Below are 20,137 nucleotides of genomic sequence, written 5' to 3' on the forward strand. Positions count from 1 at the left end.
TGGGGGCCAGCGCCGGTTTGCGGCTGGAAGCTACGCGGTGACCTTCTTCGGCGACCGGATTGGCAGGAGCAGGAGCAGGCCGAGCGCCAAGACCACCAGGATGCCCAGGATGCCGTAACGCTGGGCTTGGCCGGATGCCACCAGCGGGGTAGCGATGGCGATGGCTCCGGCAAACAACGCCGGTGCCAGGAAGGACACGGCGCGACCGGTGGTCGCGTACAACCCGAAGAGCTCTCCTTCGCGTCCTTCGGGAATCAAGCGCGAGAGGTAGGAGCGGGAAGCTGCCTGTGCCGGTCCGACGAACAAGCACAGCAGCAGGCCGAAGATCCAGAAGCCCGCGGCTTCGGGGGAGAAGAAGACTCCGGCGCCGGCAACCAGCAGGCCGATCAGCGAACCGACAATGACCGCCTTTGGGCCTGCCACGTCATCGATGCGGCCGCCAAGCACCGCGCCAAGGGCCGCAACGACATTGCCGACGATCGCGAAGATGATCACTTCGGTCAGTTCGAAACCGAAGGTGCCCGCGGCAATGACGCCGCCGAAGGTGAAGATGGCGGCTAGCCCGTCGCGGAAGACGGCGGAGGAGCAGAGGAAGAAGAGCAGGTTGCGGTCGCTGCGCCACAGTTCCCTGATGTTGTTGAACAGGACCTTGTAGGTAAGCATCAGCGGGATTTTCTTCGAGGTGCTCGGTGGCGCTTCGGGGATGACGAAGAACAGCGGCAGCGCGAAGAGCAAGCACCAAGCGGCAGAGAACACTGCCACCCAGCGCAAGTTCAACGATTCTTCGGTGCTGGCACCTGGCCAGTCCACGATTGGCTGCACGAACAGGAAGAGCACCAGGGCGAGGGCGAGGATTCCGCCGACGTAGCCCATGCCCCAGCCGAAACCGGAGACCTTGCCGACCGTTGCCTTGGTGGAAATCTGGTTCAGCACCGCGTTGTAGTTCACGCCGGCGAATTCGCCGAAGACCGACATGGCCGCGACGAGGATCGCGCCGAACCAGAGGTAGGAAGGGTCGGGGTAGACGAAGAAGCAGGCCGCGCAGATGGCGACGAGAACCAGGGTGTTGACCACGATCCACAGCTTGCGCCGCCCGGCAACATCGGCGCGAAGCCCGGTGACGGGCACCAGCAGGGCGATGGCCAGTCCGCCGATGGCCAGTGCCTGCGAGAGGACCAGCGACGCATGGTCGGTGTCGCCGAATAGCTCGCTGGTGAGATAGACGGTGAACACGAAAGTGATCATGACAGCGTTGGTCGCGGCTTGTCCCCAATCCCAGCTGGCCCACGCCCAAGTGTACTTATTAAGCCACTTTTCACGAATCGCCGACGGTTCGACCTGATTGATTCCCATGCTGGCATCGTACCTGCAACAGGTAATCAGGCGATGAATAGGAACGACCTTTTGGAGAATAGCGGCTAGCTTGGAAAATCAGCTGGTCGCGGAAAACGCAGGGAATATTCCTTAAAGGGCACATTCGTGCGATTGCAGGCAGGCCACGGCTGATAAAATTACAGATGCAGGCGCTTTTCGAAGTGCTCTGGATACTCTGCCCACCACCAGCCGACAGAGGAAAAGCGTGCTAATAATTCTCACTGCGCTGTTTGCCACCGCTGTTTTATGCCCATTAATATTCCGGGCCTTGAAACGAAACGGTTTTTACGTTGTGGCGGCCGTGCCCGCAGTGGGATTCATCTGGTTGCTGACCCGCATGCCGGCGGTGCTTTCTGCCGATAATTCCCTGGCCAATGGTGCGCCAAATGCGCCGCCATCGGTTCAAATGGAATGGATTCCCGGGCTGAATATCGCCCTGAATTTCCGCATGGATTCTTTGGCCGCGACAATCTTGCTGCTGATCCTCGGCGTGGGCGCGCTGGTGCTGTTCTATTGCGCCCGCTATTTCAAGAATGATGATCCGCAGATCGGCAGCTTCGCGGCGAAGATGGTCGCTTTCGCCGGAGCCATGACCGGCTTGGTCACGGCCGATGACATCATCATCATGTTCATCTTCTGGGAAATCACCAGCGTGCTTTCCTACCTGCTCATCGGTTTCAGCCAGGCCCTGATCACCGCGCGCCGTTCAGCCATGAACGCCCTGATCATCACGACCCTTGGCGGACTGGTGATGCTCGCCGGCATCTTGATGCTCGGCGCGGCGGCCGGCAGCTACCAGCTCTCGGAGATCATGGCATCGGCCGACGAGCTGGTGGCCTTGGGGGCCTTCACCGATGTTGCGGTGGCGCTGATTATTGTCGGGGCGATCTCCAAATCGGCCCTGGTGCCTTTCCACTTCTGGCTGCCCGGTGCGATGGCCGCTCCGACTCCGGTGTCCGCGTACCTGCACGCGGCAGCCATGGTCAAGGCCGGCGTCTACCTGATCGCCCGACTGGCCCCGGGCTTCGCCGAGACCACCCTGTGGGTCCCCATGACCGTAGGCATAGGTATTCTCACCATGCTCATCGGCGGTTACCGGGCGCTCAAGCAATACGACCTGAAGCTGATCCTGGCCTTCGGCACGGTCTCCCAGCTGGGCTTCATCATCGCGGTCTTCGGCTTCGGCACCCCCGAAGCGGCTTTTGCCGCGCTGGCCATGACGCTGGCCCACGGCCTGTTCAAGGCGACGCTGTTCCTGAGCGTGGGCATCATCGACCACAACACCGGTACCCGCGATATCCGCAAGCTCAGCGGCTTGCGCCGTGCCATGCCGATCCTGGCCACGACCACCGGCATCGCCGCGGCGTCCATGGCCGGCGTGCCGCTGCTGTTCGGCTTCGTTGCCAAGGAAGCGGTCTACGAATCGGCCCTGCACCTGGAAACCGGCTGGGGGATGGCCGCGCTCGTCGGCATCCTGATGGGTGCGGCGCTGACCATGGCCTACTCGCTGCGCTTCTTCTTCGGGGCTTTCGGCGTGAAGAAAAAGAAGTTGCCTGCGTTGCAGTGCAAGGCCCCGACACTGATCTTCCTGGCGCCCTTGCTGGTTCTTTCGGCGGCGACGCTGTTCCTGGGCCTGTACCCGCAGCTGGTGGAGCCGCTGGCCATCCACTGGTCGGCCGCGCAGGGCGGACCGGGCAAAATGCACCTGCTGCCATTTGCCGGCTTCAACGCGGCACTGGGACTGAGCGCCATTTCGGTGGGCTTGGGCCTGTGCTTCTTCTGGCTGCGTCACCGCACCGACACCGGCGCACCGCTGCGCCGCATGGTCACCTCGGCCGAGGAAATCTACCGCATGTCGGTGAACGTGCTGGACAAGGTGGCCATCTGGATCACCGGTCGCACCCAGCGTGGTTCGCTCTCCTTCTACCTGGGCGTCATCCTGGTCGTGGTGCTGGTGATCCCGCTGGCCATCGCGCTGACCGTCTACACCCCGTGGCCAACGAACTGGATCATCGCCGACCACCCGGCCCAGCTGCTGATCGGTGCGGTGATCATCGCCGGTGCGGTGGTCTCCATTACCGCGCCGAAGCGTTTCATGGCGGTGCTGATGGTTTCGGTGACCGGCTACGGCATGGTCGCGATCTTCGCCCTGCAAGGCGCCCCGGACCTGGCGCTGACCCAGCTGCTGGTGGAAACCATCGTGCTGGTTTCCTTCGTGCTCGCCTTGCGCGCCCTGCCCAAGCGACTGTGGGTGGGCCTGACCCGGATCAAGTGGGGCCGGGCCATCCTGTCGATCGCCCTGGCCGTGATGGTCGTCTACATTGCTATCGCGATGATGGCCGCCCGCAACGAGGCCCGCATTTCCCTGGCTTGGCCGGATCTGGCCTACTACGAGGGCTACGGCAAGAACATCGTCAACGTGGCCCTGGTGGACCTGCGCGTGTGGGATACCTTCGGCGAGATCACCGTGCTGGCAGCGGCTGCCACCGGTGTGGCTTCGCTGATCTTCGCCGGGCGCAGCTTCGGCAACCGGGTGCGGGCCCACCAGGTGGCACCGGGCAGCATCGACGCGGGTTCCGAAGCCATGGGCAGCAAGGACTCCAAGGAAACCGAGCTGCGCATTGCCCGCCGCTTTGCCTCCAGCTCCAACCAGGACTGGTTGATGGCTGGCAGCACCCTGGTCGCCGAGCGCCGCTCGATCATCTTTGAAGTGGTCACCCGGCTGATTTTCCACACGGTGCTGATCATGTCGGTGTACACGCTGCTGACCGGGCACAATACCCCGGGCGGCGGCTTCGCTGGCGGGCTGATCGCCGGCTTGGCGCTGACCATCCGCTACCTGGCCGGCGGCCGCGTGGAACTTTCCGAGTCGATGCGCATTGCTCCGGGCATGCTGATCGGCGGCGGCATAGCGCTAGCCGGATTGGCGGGCATCGTGCCGCTGCTGCTGGGTGATGGCATCTTCACCACCTACGCCCTGGAATTCTGGTTCTTCGGCGAGCACAAGTTCGTTTCCTCAACGATTTTCGACATTGGAGTGTATCTGGTGGTCCTTGGCCTAGTGCAGGACGTGCTGCGTTCTTTGGGCAGTGAGATTGATTCGCTCTCTGAGGGCCGCAGCCCGGTGGAGCGCCACGACGAGATCCAGGCCTCCCGGACTGGAGTTGGCCGATGAGCGTGAACATCACTTTCCTCGTAGTCACCGGCGTGCTGCTGGCGGCCGGCTTCTACCTGGTGCTCGAACGCACCCTGACCCGGGTGCTGCTGGGCATCATGCTGCTGGGCAACGGCATCAACCTGCTGATCCTCACCAGCGGCGGGCGCAAGGGCGCGGCGCCGTTGTTCAAGCCGGATGCGGCGGCCGACTCGTACTCGGACCCGCTGCCGCAGGCGCTGATCCTCACCGCCATTGTGATCACCTTCGCGGTGACCGCCTTCCTGCTGGCGATGATCTACCGGTCCTGGACCTTGACCAGCGCTGATGAGCTCACCGATGACACCGAAGATATCAAGGTGTCCCAGAAGACCGCCTACGACGAGGAAGAAGACTCGCCAGTGGCTGAGGATACGACCGAATTCGTTGATGAAGAAGGACGCCCAGTGCGCGAGGGGGAAGAGTGAATTTCCTGGATCTAGCCCCCTTGGCCGTGGTGCTGCCGATCTTCGGCGCCGGGGCAGCCTTCCTGGTCCGCCGCCAGGTCCGCCTGCAGCGCCTGATCACCATCGGCATCCTGTGCCTGACCCTGGTGCTCGAAGCGGGAATGCTCGCCGCCGTATGGGGCGGGGAAAGCTATGCCATCCATATTGGCGGCTGGGAGTCGCCCTTCGGCATCGCCCTGATGGTCGACGGGTTCAGCGCCTTCATGCTGCTGGTCTCCACCGTCGTCTCGCTGGCTGTGCTGCTCTTCGCCACCAGCCAGGGCCTGGCCGACGGGGACGAGCCCGGACCGGTGTCGATATTCCACCCGGCGTACCTGATCCTGCTGGCCGGAGTGTCCAACGCCTTCCTGGCCGCTGACCTTTTCAACCTGTACGTCGGATTCGAAATCCTGCTCACCGCCAGCTACGTGCTGCTGACCTTGGGCGGTACCGCCGAGCGCATCCGCGCCGGTACCACCTATGTGGTGGTTTCCGTGGTTTCCTCGGTGATCTTCCTGATGGCCATCGCGATGACCTATGCGGCCACCGGCACGGTGAACATGGCTGACCTTGCGGTGAAGCTGCCCGAGCTGGGCCAGGGCCCGCAGCTGATCTTGCATGTGCTGCTGCTGACCGCTTTCGGCATCAAGGCCGCGGTCTTCCCGCTGTCCCTGTGGCTGCCGGACTCCTACCCGACCGCACCGGCCCCGGTGACCGCCGTGTTCGCCGGGCTGCTGACCAAGGTGGGCGTCTACGCGATCGTCCGCACCGAAACCCTGCTCTTCCCGGGCGGCTCGGTCAACGCCGGACTGCTGGTGGTGGCCGCGCTGACCATGGTCATCGGTATCCTCGGTGCGCTGGCGCAGACGGACTTCAAGCGCATGCTTTCCTTCACGCTCACCAGCCACATCGGCTACCTGATCTTCGGCGTGGCCGTGGGCGGGCCGCTGGCCATCGCCGCGACCATCTACTACGTGGGCCACCACATCATCGTGCAGACTTCGCTGTTCATGGTGGCGGGACTGATCGAACGCCGTGCCGGCAGCTCGAATGTCACCCGGCTCGGCTCGCTGGCCAAGCTCTCCCCGGCATTGGCCCTGCTCTTCTTCATCCCGGCCATCAATCTGGGCGGCATCCCGCCGTTCTCCGGATTCCTGGGCAAATTCGGGCTATTGCATGCGGCCGCGCAGGATGCCGATCCGCTGACCTGGGTCGTGATCGGCGCCGGATTGCTGACCAGCCTGCTGACCTTGATGGCGATCATCCGCGTGTGGGCCCGTGTGTTCTGGCGCCGTGCCGCTGATGCCGAGGTGCCCAACCAGGACCTGGTGGCCGAAGCGACGCAGGTCGCCGACGAGACGTTGGCCGGCGGCGCGCAGAACCCCCGCTTGGGGTTGAAACTGGCCAAGCAGCTGGAAGCCGACTCCTTGCCGTGGGGCATGCGCTACGCCACCGGTTCGCTGGTGCTTGCGGGCATCGCCCTGACCGTCTTTGCCGGGCCGATCTTCGAATTCTGCCAGCGGGTGGCTGCGGAACTGATCGCCCGCGAACCGTATATCAGCTCGATCTTGCCATTCTGATTGGAGGGATGATGCCGAACAAGAACTTTGAACCGCGTGACCAGCGCATTGACGATGCGCTGGATACCTCCGGCGTGCGCCACCGCGCGACACTCAAGCAGGAATGGCCGCTGCTTCTGCTGCTGCTCTTCGTCTGGGGGGCTCTCTGGCAGGACTTCTCCCTGGGGAACATGGTCTTCGGCGTGATCATCGCGCTGCTGATCGTGAACCTGTTCCCGCTGCCGCCGGTGGTCCTTTCGGGCCGGATCAATCCCTGGTACTGCCTGAAGCTGTTCACCTGGTTCCTCGGACAGGTCTTCGCCGCCAGCGTCCATGTGGCCTGGCTGGCGCTGGTCCGCGGGAAGGGCACCCGCAGCGCGATCATTGCGGTCCCGCTGCGCACCGACTCGGACCTGATCGTGATGACCGTGGGCCACGTGCTCACGCTGATCCCGGGCTCCTTCGTGATCGACGTGGACCGCAGCTCGTCGACGCTGTACCTGCACTACATCGACATCGAGTCGCCTGCGGACGTGGAGAAGGCGCGTGCCGGCATCCGGGACATCGAACGCCGGCTGATCATGGCTATTGGCAGCCGAGACGAGTACGAAGCGATCAAGAGCGAATGCGGACCGAACTTTGATGCGAGGAAGGGGTAACATGCTGGATATCGTCATTTGGATCTGCGGCATCATGCTCGGGCTCGGTGCTGTCGCCTGCCTGGTCCGTGTTGCCAAGGGGCCGTCAATCCTTGACCGGGTGCTGGCCCTGGACGTGATGCTGCTGATCATCTCCGCCGCGCTGTGCCTGGAAATGGTGCTGCACAAGCACACCGACTACTTGCTGTTCGTCGTGGCCGCCTGCATGCTCGGGTTCATCGGTTCGGTGACCGTCTCGCGCTTCGTTTCGGATCAGAGGAACGCCTAATGGAAATCTTCCTCGATGTCCTCGTTGCCGTCCTGCTGATCCTTGGCTGCCTGATGTCATTGATCGCAGGTATCGGCTTGCTGACCTTCCCGGACATGCTCACCCGCATGCATGCAGCGACCAAACCGCAGGTACTCGGCTTCCTGCTGATTTTCGCTGGACTGGCCATTTACCTGCGCAGCTGGGCTGTGGTCCCGGTACTCGTGCTGGCCTGGGGAATGCAGCTATTGACCGCACCGGTTTCGGCCCACATGATTGGCCGTTCCGGCTACCGGACCAAGCACGCTGCCAAGGAAACCCTGTTCTCCGATGAGCTGAGCCACGTGGTCAACAAGGTCAACGGAACACCGCCGACCGGAACCACCCCGGTTTCCAAGACCGGATCGCCAGACGAACAAGATTGAGAAAAAGCGGGAGCCGCCCCTCTGGGCGGCCCCCGCTTTTGGCTCAACGCCGAAGCTTACTTGGTGAACTTGGCAACAACCTTGTTGGCGCTGCGGTCAGCCACCGTCTGCAGGATTGCTGCGACCAGGGCCGAAACGACTGCGAAGCCTAAGGCACGGCGGAAAGAAGCTTCCGCTGCTTCCTCAGTGCCCTTGCGTGGTGCTTTGCTGCCGGTTGCCTTCAACCAAAGGAAATCAACCAGCTTGCCGCCGAGCATGCCAGCGCCAACGGTGATACCGGTAGTGGCAAGTTTCTGCACTTTATCCATTTTTTCCTCGCGATCAAGCTCTTGACATATCGTTCCTCTGCCCAGCATACCTGCGGTATGGTGGGGGAGCAGTAATTATTCCGACAGGGGAGCGTCAGACTTTTAAAAAGTCGCAAGACGCTGAGAGTGCGATAGATCGCAGACCCTCGAACCTGCCCCGGCTAGTACCGGCGAAGGAAGTCGAGCATCTCGGATGCGGATAGGCGCGGCAGTATGCCCTCATTCCGTCCATCTCCCCTCCTTTCCACAGGAGGACCAGCAATGAACGAAACAGTTTCGAAGCAGCGGACCGGCTGGCGTGTAGTTGATATCGTCGTCGCCTCGGTGATCGCCGTCGCTTCAGGGGTCATTTTCTGGGCGTGGAGTGCCGGCTATGGCCTGTTCTCGCTCGCCTTTGCAGCTTTCCCGCCAGCCACCGCGTTGCTCACCGGCATGTGGCTCTTCCCGGCGGTGCTCGGCGCACTGATCATCCGCAAGCCAGGCGCCGCAATCTACTGCGAGCTGCTGGCCGCTGTAGTTGAAGCGCTGCTCGGCTCGCACTACGGCTTGACCGTACTGATCTCCGGCCTGGTCCAGGGCCTGGGTGCAGAGCTGGTCTTCGCAGCATTCCGCTACCGCAAGTGGAACCTGGGCGTGGCGCTGCTGGCAGGCTTGTTCGCCGGCTTGTTCGCCGGCATTTCCGAGGCCTACATCCTGGCCTACTATGTTGAGTACACCGCCGGAATGAAGATCTTCCACGTGATCGCCACCGGCATTTCCGGCGTAGTCGTCGCAGGGCTTCTGTCCTGGTTGGCCACGCGCGGACTGGCGAAGACCGGCGCTCTGAGCGCCCTGCCGAGCCGGCGTGCGCACCTGGAAAGCGCAAAATGAGTTCCTTTGCCAATTCCGGCGCAGCCTCGCTGACCCAGCGCGGTGCCGCCATCACCGCAACGGGGTTCGGCTGGCAGCACTCCGAGAGGCAGAATCCTGCCATCTCGGGACTGGACCTTGTGATCCACGCCGGTGAGAAGGTGCTGCTGGTCGGTCCATCGGGCGCCGGCAAGTCAACCTTGCTGCACGCGATGGCCGGGTTGCTGGAAGCGGATGAGGACGATCAGGTCGCTGGCCGGCTGCTCATAGATGGCAGCGATGCCTTCATCCGGAGCCACCCGGTGGGCTTGATGCAGCAAGACCCGGAAACCCAGGTAGTGCAAAGCAGGGTCGCCGATGATGTGGCCTTTGGCGCGGAGAACCTCGGAATGGATCCCGAACTGATCCGCCAGCGGATCCCCGAAGTGCTGGACGCTGTGGGTCTGGGTGCGCTGTCCTTCGAGCACCGCACCCAGCAACTTTCCGGCGGACAGAAACAGCGGTTGGCCTTGGCCGGCATTCTGGCCATGGAACCCAGCGTCATGCTGCTCGATGAACCGACTGCCAATGTGGACCCGCAGAGCATTGAGCTCTTGCGCGATGCGGTGCTGAACGCCGCCCGGCTTTCCGGTGCCACGCTGGTCGTCGTGGAACACCGGATTGAAGCCTGGGCGCAGCATGTGGACCGGGTTATCGTGCTGCAGCCCGGTGGGGGAGTCGCGCACGATCTGGACCCGCAGCAGCTGTACACCGATGAAACGGTGCGCGAGGAGCTGGCTGCTGCCGGGCTGTGGATTCCAGGCTACTTCCCGCAGGTGGCTCGGGCAACGAACGGTGCCGGTGCCATGCTGCTGGAAGCGCAGCAGCTGGTATCCGCCCGCACCGCCACGGCACCGCGCACCCAAGCGGTGGACGTGAATGTGCAAGCGGGCACCGCGACGGTGATTCGCGGTGAGAATGGCGCTGGAAAGTCGACGCTGGCCTTGACCTTGGGCGGATTGCTCGTCCCGGCCGACGGCGGGTTGGCGGCCACCGCGCAACTGGCCGACGGTCTGGGCAACTCCCCGTTTGCCTGGAAGGCCGGTGCATTGATTGGGCGGATCGGTTCGGTGTTCCAGGAACCCGAACACCAATTCGTGACCCAGAGCGTTCGGGAAGAGCTGGCTTTCGCTCCCAGCCGCGCGCAGGCCAGCAGCGCCGATGCGCCGAAATACGAGCCGGCCCAGGTCCAAGCGCGCGTGGACGCGTTGCTGGAACGCTTGGGCCTGGCGCATTTGGCAGACGCGAACCCGTTCACTCTCTCCGGGGGCGAGAAGCGGCGCTTGTCCGTGGCCACTGTTCTGGCCGCATCCCCCCAGGTGCTGATCCTCGACGAACCGACCTTCGGGCAGGATGCGAATACGTGGAGGGAACTGGCCGGGCTGCTGGTTGAGGAATTGCAGCAGGGCACCGCGATCATTGCTGTGACCCACGACGATCACTTTGCCTCGGTGCTCAAAGCAAGGGACCTGGTGCTCACTGCCGGCACCCCGGAAGCTGGTACCCCGCGACAGGGGCCGGTGCTTGATGCGCCGGTAGGGCATAGCTGGTTGGCGAAGATCAATCCGCTGGCCAAGCTCGGTGCGGTGGCTGCGGCAACACTGCCGTTGATCACCACCTTGGATTGGGTTTCGGCGCTGGTCGTGATCGTGGCGACCGTGGTGTTCTTCCCCCTGGCAGGGCTGAGTCCGCTGAAATTCCTCAAGCGCGCGTGGCCACTGCTGATTGCCGGAATCCTTGCGGCGTGGGGCATCGCCTTGGTGGGCCAGGATAGCGGCATGGTCTACGCCCAATTCGGCGCCTTCAGCATCACCGAGGGATCGGTGGCCGGGGGCATTGCCACCGGACTGCGCGCTTTCGCGCTGGCCATCCCGTGCATCTTGCTGCTGGCCACCACGAATCCAAGCGATTTGGGCGGGGCGCTGTCTCAGCAGCTGAAGGTACCCCACCGGTTTGTGCTCGGGGCCTTGGCCGGCATGCGATTGCTCGGGTTGATGGTGGAAGAATTCACCACGCTCACGCTGGCCCGGCGCGCTCGCGGTGTCGGGAACTTCGGCACCGTGGGCCAACGCATCAAGGCAACCCTCGGCCAGGTGCTGGCCTTGCTGGTGCAAGCGATTCGCCGCGCCGGACGGTTGGCCACCACGATGGAGGCCAAGGGGTTTGGCACGGCCAAGCGCACATGGATTCGCACGGCCACCTTCACCTGGCGTGATGGCATGGTGCTGGCCACGGGGATCCTGTTTGGCACGGCCGCAATGGCTGCGGCCGTGCTGGCAGGGACCTACAACTTGGTGTGGTCCTAGCGGATTGCTTCGCTCAGGGCGCTGAGCTCTTCATGGAGCTCAGCGTCCAGGCGCAACGGCTTGGCATCGATGGTGCGCACCGGGGTCAGCAGGCGGATGGAGGAAACCAGCCACACGCCATCGGCCTGGTACAGGTCTTCCGGGCGCAACGGGCCGTAGCCCAGCTCCCAGCCATCCTGGGCCGCGGCGTCGAAAATGGCGCTTTGCGTGGTGCCTGGCAGGATGCCGGTTTCAAGCATCGGGGTCAGCAGCCGCTTGGTCTCGCCATCGCGCTGGGCTACCAGCACGGTCGAGGTCGGAGCTTCCAGGATGATCCCGTCGGCGGAGGTGAAAATGACATCATGGGCGCCGTGCTTGTGCGCGTAGCGCAGGGCGGCCATGTTGATCGAATAGGAAAGGGTCTTGGCGCCCATCATGAGCCATGGCGCACGTTCGGCCAGCTTCGAGTCGTAGCCGCGATCCAGCATCAGGACATCCACACCGGTTTCACGCTGTTCCCTGCCCAAAGCCGGGGCAGGGGTCACGGTGACCCAGCAAATGGCAGGATCATTGTCGTGCTCGCCGCGCGCGGCGACCAGCTTGACCACCGCTTCTTCAGCGCCGCCGGTGGCATCGAAATCGGCCACAGCGGTATCTACCGCGGCAAACCAGCTGCGCGCATCGGGAATGGCCAAGTCGGCAACTTCAGCCGAGGTCGCCAAGCGTGCCAGGTGCGCTTCGAATTTGCGTACGGCCTGGTTGGTGTAGAGCATCGATTCAAAGATGCCATCACCTCGCGTCACTCCCTGTGCTGTGACCAGAAGTTGCGGTGCAGTGATGTCTGCAAGACGACCAGCCGGATAGGCCGGATCCAAGAATACAAGTGAGCTCATAAAGACAGATTATCGAACCCCAGCGTCTTCTGCGCGATTTCTGCAGGCGGAGATTCAGACAAGTCCGGCAATGTTCGATAAGCTAAGCGAAGGATTTTGGCCTGTACATCGCAGATCAGAGGCCGATAATGCCGAATTCGCGGGGTGTAGCCAAGGGGGTGCCCGAGTGTGGCCAAGTAATGAAGTCTTCTTGCAGATTGGCGGCGTTCTCTGGAGCGTGCTGGTCGCAATAGAGCTAGCGGTTCGCTACTTCATGATCGGCATCGTTCCGGGCAACCGGCGCCCCACCACCGCCATGGCATGGCTATTGGCTATCTTCTTCCTGCCCGTTGTGGGACTTGTCGCATACTGGCTTTTCGCCAATCCGCACCTGTCGCGCCGCCGCTTGGAAAAGCAACGGCGTGCGCACGATGAAATCATGAAGGCCACGAGCCACATGCAGCTGCCCGAAGAATTCCATTCCCAGGAGGAATGGGTCGAATCGGCAGTCATGCTCAACCGCAATCTTGGTGCCATGCCGCTGGAAGGCGGCAACCAGGTAGAGGTCATTTCCGATTACCGGGCTTCGCTCGATGCCATGCGCAAGGAAATCGATAACGCCACCCGCTATGTGCACATCCAGTTCTACATCATGGGCGATGACCCGGATTATGTTGGACCGGTACTCGATGCGCTGGAAGCGGCCGCGGAGCGCGGCGTGCACGTCCGGTTGCTCTTCGACCACCTGGGAACCTTGCGCGTCAAGGGCTACAAGGATTTCAAGAAGCGGCTGAAGAAATCCGGTATCAACTGGCGCCCGATGCTGCCCATCGACCTGATCGGCCGTCGTTGGCGCCGCCCGGATCTGCGCAACCACCGCAAGATCCTCGTTGTTGATGGCGAGGTGGCCTTCACCGGAAGCCAGAACCTGATTGAACCCGGCTACAAGCGCGAGTCCTCGCATAAGGTGGGCCGCGAATGGGTTGAAATGATGCTCCGGGTCGAAGGTCCGCTGGTGCGCAGCCTCGACGTCACTTTCGCTACCGACTGGTGGCAGGAGGACGACGACCAGGAAGTGCTGATGGACATGGCCGAGGCCCGCCACCCGCTGGCCTATGAGGAACGTCCCGGTTCCACCCTGGCGCAGCTGCTGCCCAGCGGCCCCGGATACGGTACCGAGAACAACCTCAGGCTGTTCAATACGCTGATCTATTCTGCCTCCGAACGCCTGGAAATCACCAGCCCCTACTTCGTTCCAGACGATTCGCTGCTCTATGCCATCACCACTGCCGCCCAGCGCGGAGTAGAAGTGGAATTGTATGTTTGCGAAGAGGGCGACCAGTTCCTGGTGCACCACGCGCAGCAGTCCTACTACCAGCAGCTGCTGGAAGCCGGCGTGCGCATTCACCGCTACCCGGCACCGATGGTGCTGCATACCAAGTGCTTCACCGTGGATAACGACGTGGCCGTGGTGGGATCCTCGAATATGGACATGCGCTCATTCAGCCTGAACATGGAAATTTCCGTGATGCTGCTGGGCAAGGAAATGGTCGATGCGGTTAACCAGGTGCAGAACCACTACCGCGGGATTTCCTCGGAAATCACCCTCTCGCAGTGGCGCCGCCGTCCTCGCATGCAACGCTGGATCGACAATGTGGCTCGCTTGACGGCCACCTTGCAATAATTCAGTTGGCTTAAGTGTCTTGCGGGAAACTGGCGCCCAGTGCTTGAAGCACGCCGCGGGATTTGGTGATGACCTCGTCCCACTCTTCAGCGGGCACCGAATCAGCGGTGATTGCCCCGCCAAGGCCCAGGCTCAACCGCCATGACTGGTCAGCTAGCCGGTCGCACACCAGGGTTCGGATCACCACGGAGAAATCGGCGGCACCATCAGCACCCAGATACCCCACGGCCCCGGAGTACAGGCCGCGGGCACGGTGCTCTTCGAGCTCATCCAAGATGCTCATCGTGGACAGCTTCGGTGCACCGGTCATGGAGCCCGGCGGGAAAGCTTCGCGCAGGGCTTCGGCGGCCAGCTGCGGGGCGGATAGCGTGGCGTCGATGGTGGAGACCATCTGGTGCACTGTCGCGTAGGTTTCCACCGCGCACAGCCGGGCAACCTTCACCGACCCGGGAACCGCATGGTGCGACAGGTCGTTGCGCAACAGGTCAACGATCATGATGTTCTCGGCCCGGTCCTTGGGATGGGTGGCCAGATCATGCTTCAACGCGAGATCTGATTCTTCATTTTCGCCACGCGGCCGGGTGCCCTTGATCGGCTCGGCCCGCAACTGCCCGTCCTTGGACAGCGCGAGGAACCGTTCCGGTGAAATGCTGGCGATTTGGAGATCAGTGAAACGCAGGTAGTGGGCAAACGGTGCAGGGCTGGAGCGGCGCATCCGGCAGTAGGCCTCGAACGGATCGAACAGTTCGGCATGGGCCGTCAGTTCGGTAGTCAGGCAAACTTCGTAGGTGTTGCCTTCATAGATCTCGCGTTGGGCCTGGCGTATCTTCTGCTTGTAGCCGGCTTCGGTATCCGCGCAGCTGAACTGCGGGATAGGCAACGGGTGGTGGGCGCGCAGTTCTGGAGGATTGCCCAACCGGATGCTCAGCGCTGCTGCCGGTTCGCTAATGCTGTGCAGATGCATCTGGCCTTCTTGATGGTCAATGACCACCACGGTATCCGGCGCAAAGAACTGGGCATCGGGGCGCACCCGCCCGGGTTCAACCACTGCCTGCAGATCCGCGGCGCCGAGCTCGCGCTTGAGCTCATAACCGAGGTACCCCACCCATGCCGGCAGCGGGTAGCCGACTTTAGCGGTGGTTCCGGCAGGCCAGAGGCCTGCCAGCGCGCGGAAGAAATCCTCGCCCAGCCGTACTTGCGCTCCGGGCAAGCTGACGGTGGTGCCGTGGCTGGTGGCGCTCAGTACCGGGGGCTGTTCTGCCGCCGAAAGCGCGATCAACGAATAGCGGTTGCGTCCCAACGGGTCGCTAAGCTTATGGCTTGTTGATTCCAGTAGTGCGGCATGCGGAAGGGACCGGGCCAGTTCCTCGAAGAGTGACGCCGTATCGGCTGGCGCCTCGTAGCTCTGGCGGAAGGTTGGGGCAGTGGGGGACTGGTTGGAGCGGAGGCAAAGCTGGCGCATCATGGCCGGCAGGTAGCGGCAGGAACGCGCCCAGATCTCGATGGGGTCGTGGTCGCCAGCGGCATCAATGATCAGGGTTGCTGCGGCGTGCGGCTGATGGGCCAGCAGGTACCGTTCCTCTTGTTCGGCCCACATCTGCCAGTACGGACGGTAGGCCTGTCCATCGCGTGCCAGCGCCCGATCGCGGCGGAAGCTTTCGGGTGCTTCCAGCCAGATCCCGATATCGAGGAATTCTCGGGCGTCGGAATGGATCGCTCCTACGCCTTCGATGATCACTACCTCGGCCGGAGTGAAGTTCTTGGATGCGCCAAGGGCACCCGCGGCCCAATCCCAGGTGGGGTAGGTGATCGTGTTGCCTGCTGCGAGCTGAGGCAGGATCCGGTGGTAGAGATCGAAGGACCGGTGCAGCCCGTCCCAACCGTGGTAGAGCTCTTCAAGGCGCAAAATAGCTACGGAGGCGGTGGCTTCCAGGTATTTCGCTAGGTCTGTTGCAAAGGTGCTTTTGCCGGATCCGGAACGCCCGTCAATGGCAATCAGCGTTGGTCTAGCGGTTTCCACGAGAGGCGATGTTACTCCGCACGTAATCTACAAGGGCAGGCAGGGAAGCAGAAATGAGTTTCCAGGTCTCGCGGAAGTCTCCGGCATCACCGTACCAGGGGTCATAGATGCCCTGCTGGTCGTGCGGGGAGCTCGCGGTTCCCGGATCAAAGGAACGGAACATCCGCAGTTGCGGACGTTCGCTCGGATCGATTTCGGCCAATTCGGGAACGAGTTCCTCGAAGTGGTCGGTGTCCATCGCCAGTACGAGATCCATCTTGGCGATTTCGTCCGAGTCGATCTGGGCGGCAATGTGCTCAGATGCATCAAGTCCATGGCTGCGCAGAGTACTGGCAGCACGCTCATCGATGCGCTTGCCGACTTCACCATCGGTGATGGCTCGCGATATGACCTCGACCTGCGAGACCTCGGCATCCTTGAGCGCATTCTTGAGCATGTACTCGGCCATAGGCGAACGGCAAATATTTCCCGTGCACACGATCATTATCCGGAACATGGCATCAGTCTATGGGCACAAGGCGATTCGATCGATAGCTACGCGCCCGTTTCCCGGCAACAAATCGGCAACGATTCGGAAATTGGCCCGGGAATCGGTTCACGGCTAGGAGTTCTGCGGCAAGAGCGGGGCGAAAATGCTAGTGCATGAGCAGCAGGAGCGCGGCGACCAGGATGAACAGTACGCCGAAGAGGATGTTCAGCAGCTTGGCGCCGCGGTAGGTCGCGGTGAAGCGCTGGAAGGGGCGGGCCGTGCCGGCAAAGAAGAAGAACATCACCGCGATGTCCACCACGATGACCGTGCCGATGAAGATGGCGTATTGGGCCAGGAGCGGCTGATCGGTGCGGATGAACTGCGGGGTGAAAGCCAAGAAGAAGACGATGGCCTTCGGATTGAGCAGGTTGACCAGGATGCCCCGGTTGAGCATGGACCAGCGGGTCAGGCGGTGCCCGGTGCTGGTTCCATCGGAGGCGACCTCCGGCTTGGAGAGCAGCATGCGGATACCGAGATACACCAGATAGGCAGCGCCTGCGTAGCGGATGATGGCGAACAGCAACGGCGAGCTGGCCACGAGCAAACCGACTCCGGCGGCAACGATCACCACATGGATCAGCAAGGCGATCTGCTGCCCGAGCACGCCCCAAATGGAAGCACGCCAGCCTTGGCGCATCGAATTGCTCATCGTGTTGATGGCTCCGGCGCCGGGGGTGAAGCTGATGACGATGCAGGCGCTGAGAAGGGATATCCAGAGTGAAAGGGTCACTGCTTAAGGCTAGTGTCCGTCGCGCTCTTGGCTGGTTTCGTTGCCCGCTGTGTTACGACTTCTTCGCGCGCGCTGTCCACGCCGGCGACGGCTTCTGCCATGAAGCGGGCTATGACCTGCAGCTGCTGTTCGTCGTAGTGGCTGATCACTTCCCGCATTTTGGCACCTAGCGGCATGAACATTTCCATGCCCTTGCCGCGGGCTTTGGGTGTCATGGCGATGCGGATGACACGGCGATCCCGGTCCGAGCGCTGGCGCTCGATCATTCCCAGTTTTTCCAGGCGGTCGAGCATGGCGGTGGTAGCCGGAGAACTCAGTTGCAGGTCGCGGCTCAGGTCGCGCGGGGAAGGCAGAAGGCTGCGCTGCTCGTATTTCATGATGATTGACAGCGCATTCATATCCGTGCGGTGCGTTGCGTAAAGTGCTCCGGTGGACTCAACGTAGCGGTCCGAGGCTTGGCCGAATTCCTGCAGGAGCATGACCAAATTGTGCTGTTCTCTTGCGCTCATAGGCGCAATCCTAGTCGGAAAAGCATTTAATAGCCTGGGAAGTATTTCTACGATGGAAGTAAGTCTTGTAGTATGGCATTCGGATCGCCCTTTGATCCACCGCCAGCAATCACGAGTGAGGACGGATCAGTGGCGCATGTAGCGAAAACCGACCAGCCATCGGGCAAGAAGCGATTGGACAAGAAGGGTATCGGCATCAGGGCAGGAATCTACGCCCTGCTGATCATCCTCTGGCTGGGTGTAGCCGGAATCGGCGGCCCGACCTTCGGCAAGCTTTCCGAGGTCCAGACCAACGACCAGACCTCCTTCCTCCCGGCCACCGCCGAAGCAACCGAAGCCCTGGAATGGCAGAACAAATTCCGCTCCACCGAAGCAATCCCAGCCGTGGTCCTGCTCACCAGCGATGGCGAGGTCAGCAAGGAAACTGCTGGAGGGATCGGCGAGGCGCTGAAGGACTTCACGCATCTGGACGGGCAGATCACCGGGCCCTTCCTCTCCGAAGACGGCAAGGCCGCTGAATTCATCGTTCCGGTCTCCGGCGAGGTGGAGGCCGATACCGGAGTCGAAGAGCTGCGGGCGCTCCTGGCTGCCGAGAAGCCCGAGGGCACCACCGCCTATGTCACCGGGCCGGCAGGCTTCAGCGCCGACCTGGTCGAGGCCTTCGGCGGCATCGACGGCGTGCTGCTGGGCGTGGCCCTGGTAGCTGTGCTGGTGATCCTGCTGCTGGTCTACCGTTCGATCCTGCTTCCCTTCACGGTGCTGCTCACCTCGGTCGTCGCGCTGTGCGCGGCAATTGTCGCGGTGTACTTCATGGCATCCGAAGGCTGGATCCGGCTCGACGGCCAGGCCCAGGGCATCTTGTCCATCCTGGTCATCGGTGCGGCTACCGACTACTCGCTGCTGTTCGTGGCCAGGCACAAGGAAGCGCTCATGGCCGGCCAGGACAAGTGGCAGGCCGTGGCTTCCGCATGGAAAGGCTCGCTGGAACCGATTGTCGCTTCGGGCGGCACCGTGACGGTGGGCCTGCTGTGCCTGCTGTTCTCCGATCTGAACTCCAATAAGGCACTGGGACCCATTGGCGCCTCGGGCATCATCTTCTCGATCGTTGCCGCGTTGACGTTCCTGCCGGCGGTGCTCGGCTTGCTGGGACGGGCCGCTTACTGGCCCTTCCCGCCCAAGCCGGTGGCCGTGGACGCCCAAGGCCAGGAGAAGGAAGGCCTGTGGGGCCGCATTGCGCGGTTCGTTGCCAGCCATCCGCGCCCGATCTGGATCATCACCGCTCTGGTGCTCGCCGTGGGAGCGCTGGGCATGACCCAGCTCAAGGCCCATGGCGTGCCGCAGAGCGAGCTGGTGGTAGGCGGTTCGGAGTCGCGTGACGGGCAGATCGCCCTGGGCGAGCACTTCCCTGGCGGCTCGGGATCCCCGGCCACGGTGATTGTCGATGAAGCCGAAGCGCAGACGGCCCTGGAAAAGGCCCTTGATGTCACCGGCGTGGATTCGGCCTACTTGCAGGCTGAAGACGGCGGACCGGCCATGGCCGCCCGCGGGGCCGAGCCAATGAGCGTCGAAGGCCGCAACCTGATGTCGGTGACGCTGGCCGATGCGGCCGACTCGGATGCCGCCAAGCAGACCGTGGTCGAGCTGCGCGAGCAGCTGCATGCGGTCGAGGCCGCCGCGCTGGGCGGCGGCACCACTGCGACCCAGCTCGATACCAATGAGACGGCCATCGCGGATCTGTTCAAGATCATTCCGATTACCCTCCTGGCCATCTTGCTGATCTTGATGCTGCTGCTGCGTTCCATTCTGGCTCCGGTGCTGCTGATCCTGACCACCGTACTGTCCTACGGCACGGCGATGGGTGTCAGTGCGCTGGTCTTCAACAATGTCTTCGGCTACGTGGGTGCCGATCCATCCGTACCGCTGTTCGGCTTTGTCTTCCTGGTGGCGCTGGGCGTTGACTACAACATCTTCTTGATGACCCGTGTGCGCGAGGAATCCTTGAAGCGCGGAACCCGTGAGGGCATGCGGGTGGGCTTGAAGGTCACCGGCGGCGTGATTACCTCCGCCGGCGTGGTGCTTGCCGCTACCTTCGCCGCACTGGGTGTGGTGCCAATCATGTTCCTGGGCCAGTTGGGCTTCATCGTGGCCTTCGGGGTGCTCTTGGATACCTTCGTCGTGCGAAGCCTGCTGGTGCCGGCGCTGGTCGAAGAAATCGGACCAAAGGTCTGGTGGCCCTCGAAATTGGCGAAGAAGGAATTCGAGCTGAATTAGGCAGCGCGGCGGCCTGTCCCGGGAGCCCTAGTGGTGAACGTCTCCCGGGGCAGCAGTGCAAAGCGGGGCCGCTCACAGACGGGCCCCGCTTTCGCACTGTAGTATGGATACTTGTGCGTCACCGGAAAATTCTGTGGC

The 20,137-nt window shown here is 62.6% G+C and carries 17 protein-coding genes and 1 riboswitch; of the genes, 10 read left to right on the plus strand and 7 right to left on the minus strand.

Features of this window, described 5'->3' with window-relative positions:
• Positions 1-30: 30 nt before the first annotated feature.
• Positions 31-1,353 (minus strand): MFS transporter, encoded by a 1,323-nt coding sequence (locus ACNPM8_RS05430; RefSeq protein WP_448939432.1) that lies wholly within the window; start codon positions 1,351-1,353, stop codon positions 31-33.
• A gap of 226 nt (positions 1,354-1,579) precedes the next feature.
• Between ACNPM8_RS05430 and ACNPM8_RS05435 the strand changes: the two genes are divergently transcribed.
• The 6 genes from ACNPM8_RS05435 to mnhG are packed head-to-tail and all read left to right on the plus strand — an operon-like array spanning position 1,580 to position 7,903.
• Positions 1,580-4,549, plus strand: coding sequence for a Na+/H+ antiporter subunit A (locus ACNPM8_RS05435; RefSeq protein WP_105657018.1), 2,970 nt, complete (start codon positions 1,580-1,582; stop codon positions 4,547-4,549).
• The gene (locus ACNPM8_RS05440; RefSeq protein ID WP_105657017.1) at positions 4,546-4,995 is read left to right on the plus strand and encodes a Na(+)/H(+) antiporter subunit C; all 450 of its coding nucleotides are present in this window, start codon (positions 4,546-4,548) and stop codon (positions 4,993-4,995) included. The genes ACNPM8_RS05435 and ACNPM8_RS05440 overlap by 4 nt, the downstream gene beginning before the upstream one ends.
• Positions 4,992-6,593 (plus strand): Na+/H+ antiporter subunit D, encoded by a 1,602-nt coding sequence (locus ACNPM8_RS05445; RefSeq protein WP_448939433.1) that lies wholly within the window; start codon positions 4,992-4,994, stop codon positions 6,591-6,593. The genes ACNPM8_RS05440 and ACNPM8_RS05445 overlap by 4 nt, the downstream gene beginning before the upstream one ends.
• 11 nt (positions 6,594-6,604) lie before the next feature.
• Positions 6,605-7,231 carry a Na+/H+ antiporter subunit E gene (locus ACNPM8_RS05450; RefSeq protein WP_448939434.1) on the plus strand — a complete coding sequence of 209 codons (627 nt, stop codon included), beginning with the start codon at positions 6,605-6,607 and terminating at the stop codon, positions 7,229-7,231.
• A gap of 1 nt (position 7,232) precedes the next feature.
• Positions 7,233-7,499: a monovalent cation/H+ antiporter complex subunit F gene (locus tag ACNPM8_RS05455; protein WP_105657014.1), complete on the plus strand. Its 267-nt coding sequence runs from the start codon at positions 7,233-7,235 to the stop codon at positions 7,497-7,499.
• On the plus strand, positions 7,499-7,903 hold the full coding sequence (gene mnhG / locus ACNPM8_RS05460) for a monovalent cation/H(+) antiporter subunit G (protein WP_105657013.1): 405 nt from the start codon (positions 7,499-7,501) through the stop codon (positions 7,901-7,903). The genes ACNPM8_RS05455 and mnhG overlap by 1 nt, the downstream gene beginning before the upstream one ends.
• Positions 7,904-7,959: 56 nt before the next feature.
• On the opposite strand, the gene ACNPM8_RS05465 is transcribed toward mnhG, so the two are convergent.
• Positions 7,960-8,202, minus strand: coding sequence for a DUF4235 domain-containing protein (locus tag ACNPM8_RS05465; protein WP_105657090.1), 243 nt, complete (start codon positions 8,200-8,202; stop codon positions 7,960-7,962).
• An 84-nt stretch (positions 8,203-8,286) separates the two neighbouring features.
• Positions 8,287-8,407: riboswitch (TPP riboswitch) on the plus strand.
• Between the two features lie 65 nt (positions 8,408-8,472).
• Between ACNPM8_RS05465 and ACNPM8_RS05470 the strand changes: the two genes are divergently transcribed.
• On the plus strand, positions 8,473-9,081 hold the full coding sequence (locus ACNPM8_RS05470; RefSeq protein ID WP_105657012.1) for an ECF transporter S component: 609 nt from the start codon (positions 8,473-8,475) through the stop codon (positions 9,079-9,081).
• The gene (locus ACNPM8_RS05475; RefSeq protein ID WP_448939435.1) at positions 9,078-11,405 is read left to right on the plus strand and encodes an ATP-binding cassette domain-containing protein; all 2,328 of its coding nucleotides are present in this window, start codon (positions 9,078-9,080) and stop codon (positions 11,403-11,405) included. The genes ACNPM8_RS05470 and ACNPM8_RS05475 overlap by 4 nt, the downstream gene beginning before the upstream one ends.
• Here the strand turns inward: ACNPM8_RS05475 and ACNPM8_RS05480 are convergent.
• Positions 11,402-12,277 (minus strand): aminodeoxychorismate lyase, encoded by an 876-nt coding sequence (locus tag ACNPM8_RS05480; protein ID WP_105657010.1) that lies wholly within the window; start codon positions 12,275-12,277, stop codon positions 11,402-11,404. The genes ACNPM8_RS05475 and ACNPM8_RS05480 overlap by 4 nt on opposite strands.
• 166 nt (positions 12,278-12,443) lie before the next feature.
• Here ACNPM8_RS05480 and cls point away from each other — a divergent pair, with 166 nt between their 5' ends.
• Complete coding sequence (cls, locus tag ACNPM8_RS05485) at positions 12,444-13,940, plus strand: cardiolipin synthase (RefSeq protein ID WP_286134130.1); 1,497 nt, start codon at positions 12,444-12,446, stop codon at positions 13,938-13,940.
• Between the two features lie 10 nt (positions 13,941-13,950).
• On the opposite strand, the gene ACNPM8_RS05490 is transcribed toward cls, so the two are convergent.
• The 4 genes from ACNPM8_RS05490 to ACNPM8_RS05505 all read right to left on the minus strand — a co-directional run bounded on the left by ACNPM8_RS05490 (position 13,951) and on the right by ACNPM8_RS05505 (position 17,728).
• Positions 13,951-15,960 (minus strand): chorismate-binding protein, encoded by a 2,010-nt coding sequence (locus tag ACNPM8_RS05490; protein WP_426733724.1) that lies wholly within the window; start codon positions 15,958-15,960, stop codon positions 13,951-13,953.
• On the minus strand, positions 15,947-16,456 hold the full coding sequence (locus ACNPM8_RS05495; RefSeq protein ID WP_105657007.1) for a low molecular weight protein-tyrosine-phosphatase: 510 nt from the start codon (positions 16,454-16,456) through the stop codon (positions 15,947-15,949). Before ACNPM8_RS05495 ends, ACNPM8_RS05490 begins: the two co-directional genes overlap by 14 nt.
• Before the next feature lie 139 nt (positions 16,457-16,595).
• Positions 16,596-17,219 carry a LysE family transporter gene (locus ACNPM8_RS05500; protein ID WP_448939436.1) on the minus strand — a complete coding sequence of 208 codons (624 nt, stop codon included), beginning with the start codon at positions 17,217-17,219 and terminating at the stop codon, positions 16,596-16,598.
• Positions 17,216-17,728: a MarR family winged helix-turn-helix transcriptional regulator gene (locus ACNPM8_RS05505; RefSeq protein WP_105657005.1), complete on the minus strand. Its 513-nt coding sequence runs from the start codon at positions 17,726-17,728 to the stop codon at positions 17,216-17,218. Before ACNPM8_RS05505 ends, ACNPM8_RS05500 begins: the two co-directional genes overlap by 4 nt.
• 129 nt (positions 17,729-17,857) lie before the next feature.
• Between ACNPM8_RS05505 and ACNPM8_RS05510 the strand changes: the two genes are divergently transcribed.
• Positions 17,858-19,999 (plus strand): MMPL family transporter, encoded by a 2,142-nt coding sequence (locus ACNPM8_RS05510; protein WP_448939437.1) that lies wholly within the window; start codon positions 17,858-17,860, stop codon positions 19,997-19,999.
• Positions 20,000-20,137 lie beyond the last annotated feature (138 nt).

The sequence above is a fragment of the Glutamicibacter sp. AGC46 genome (assembly GCF_053543715.1).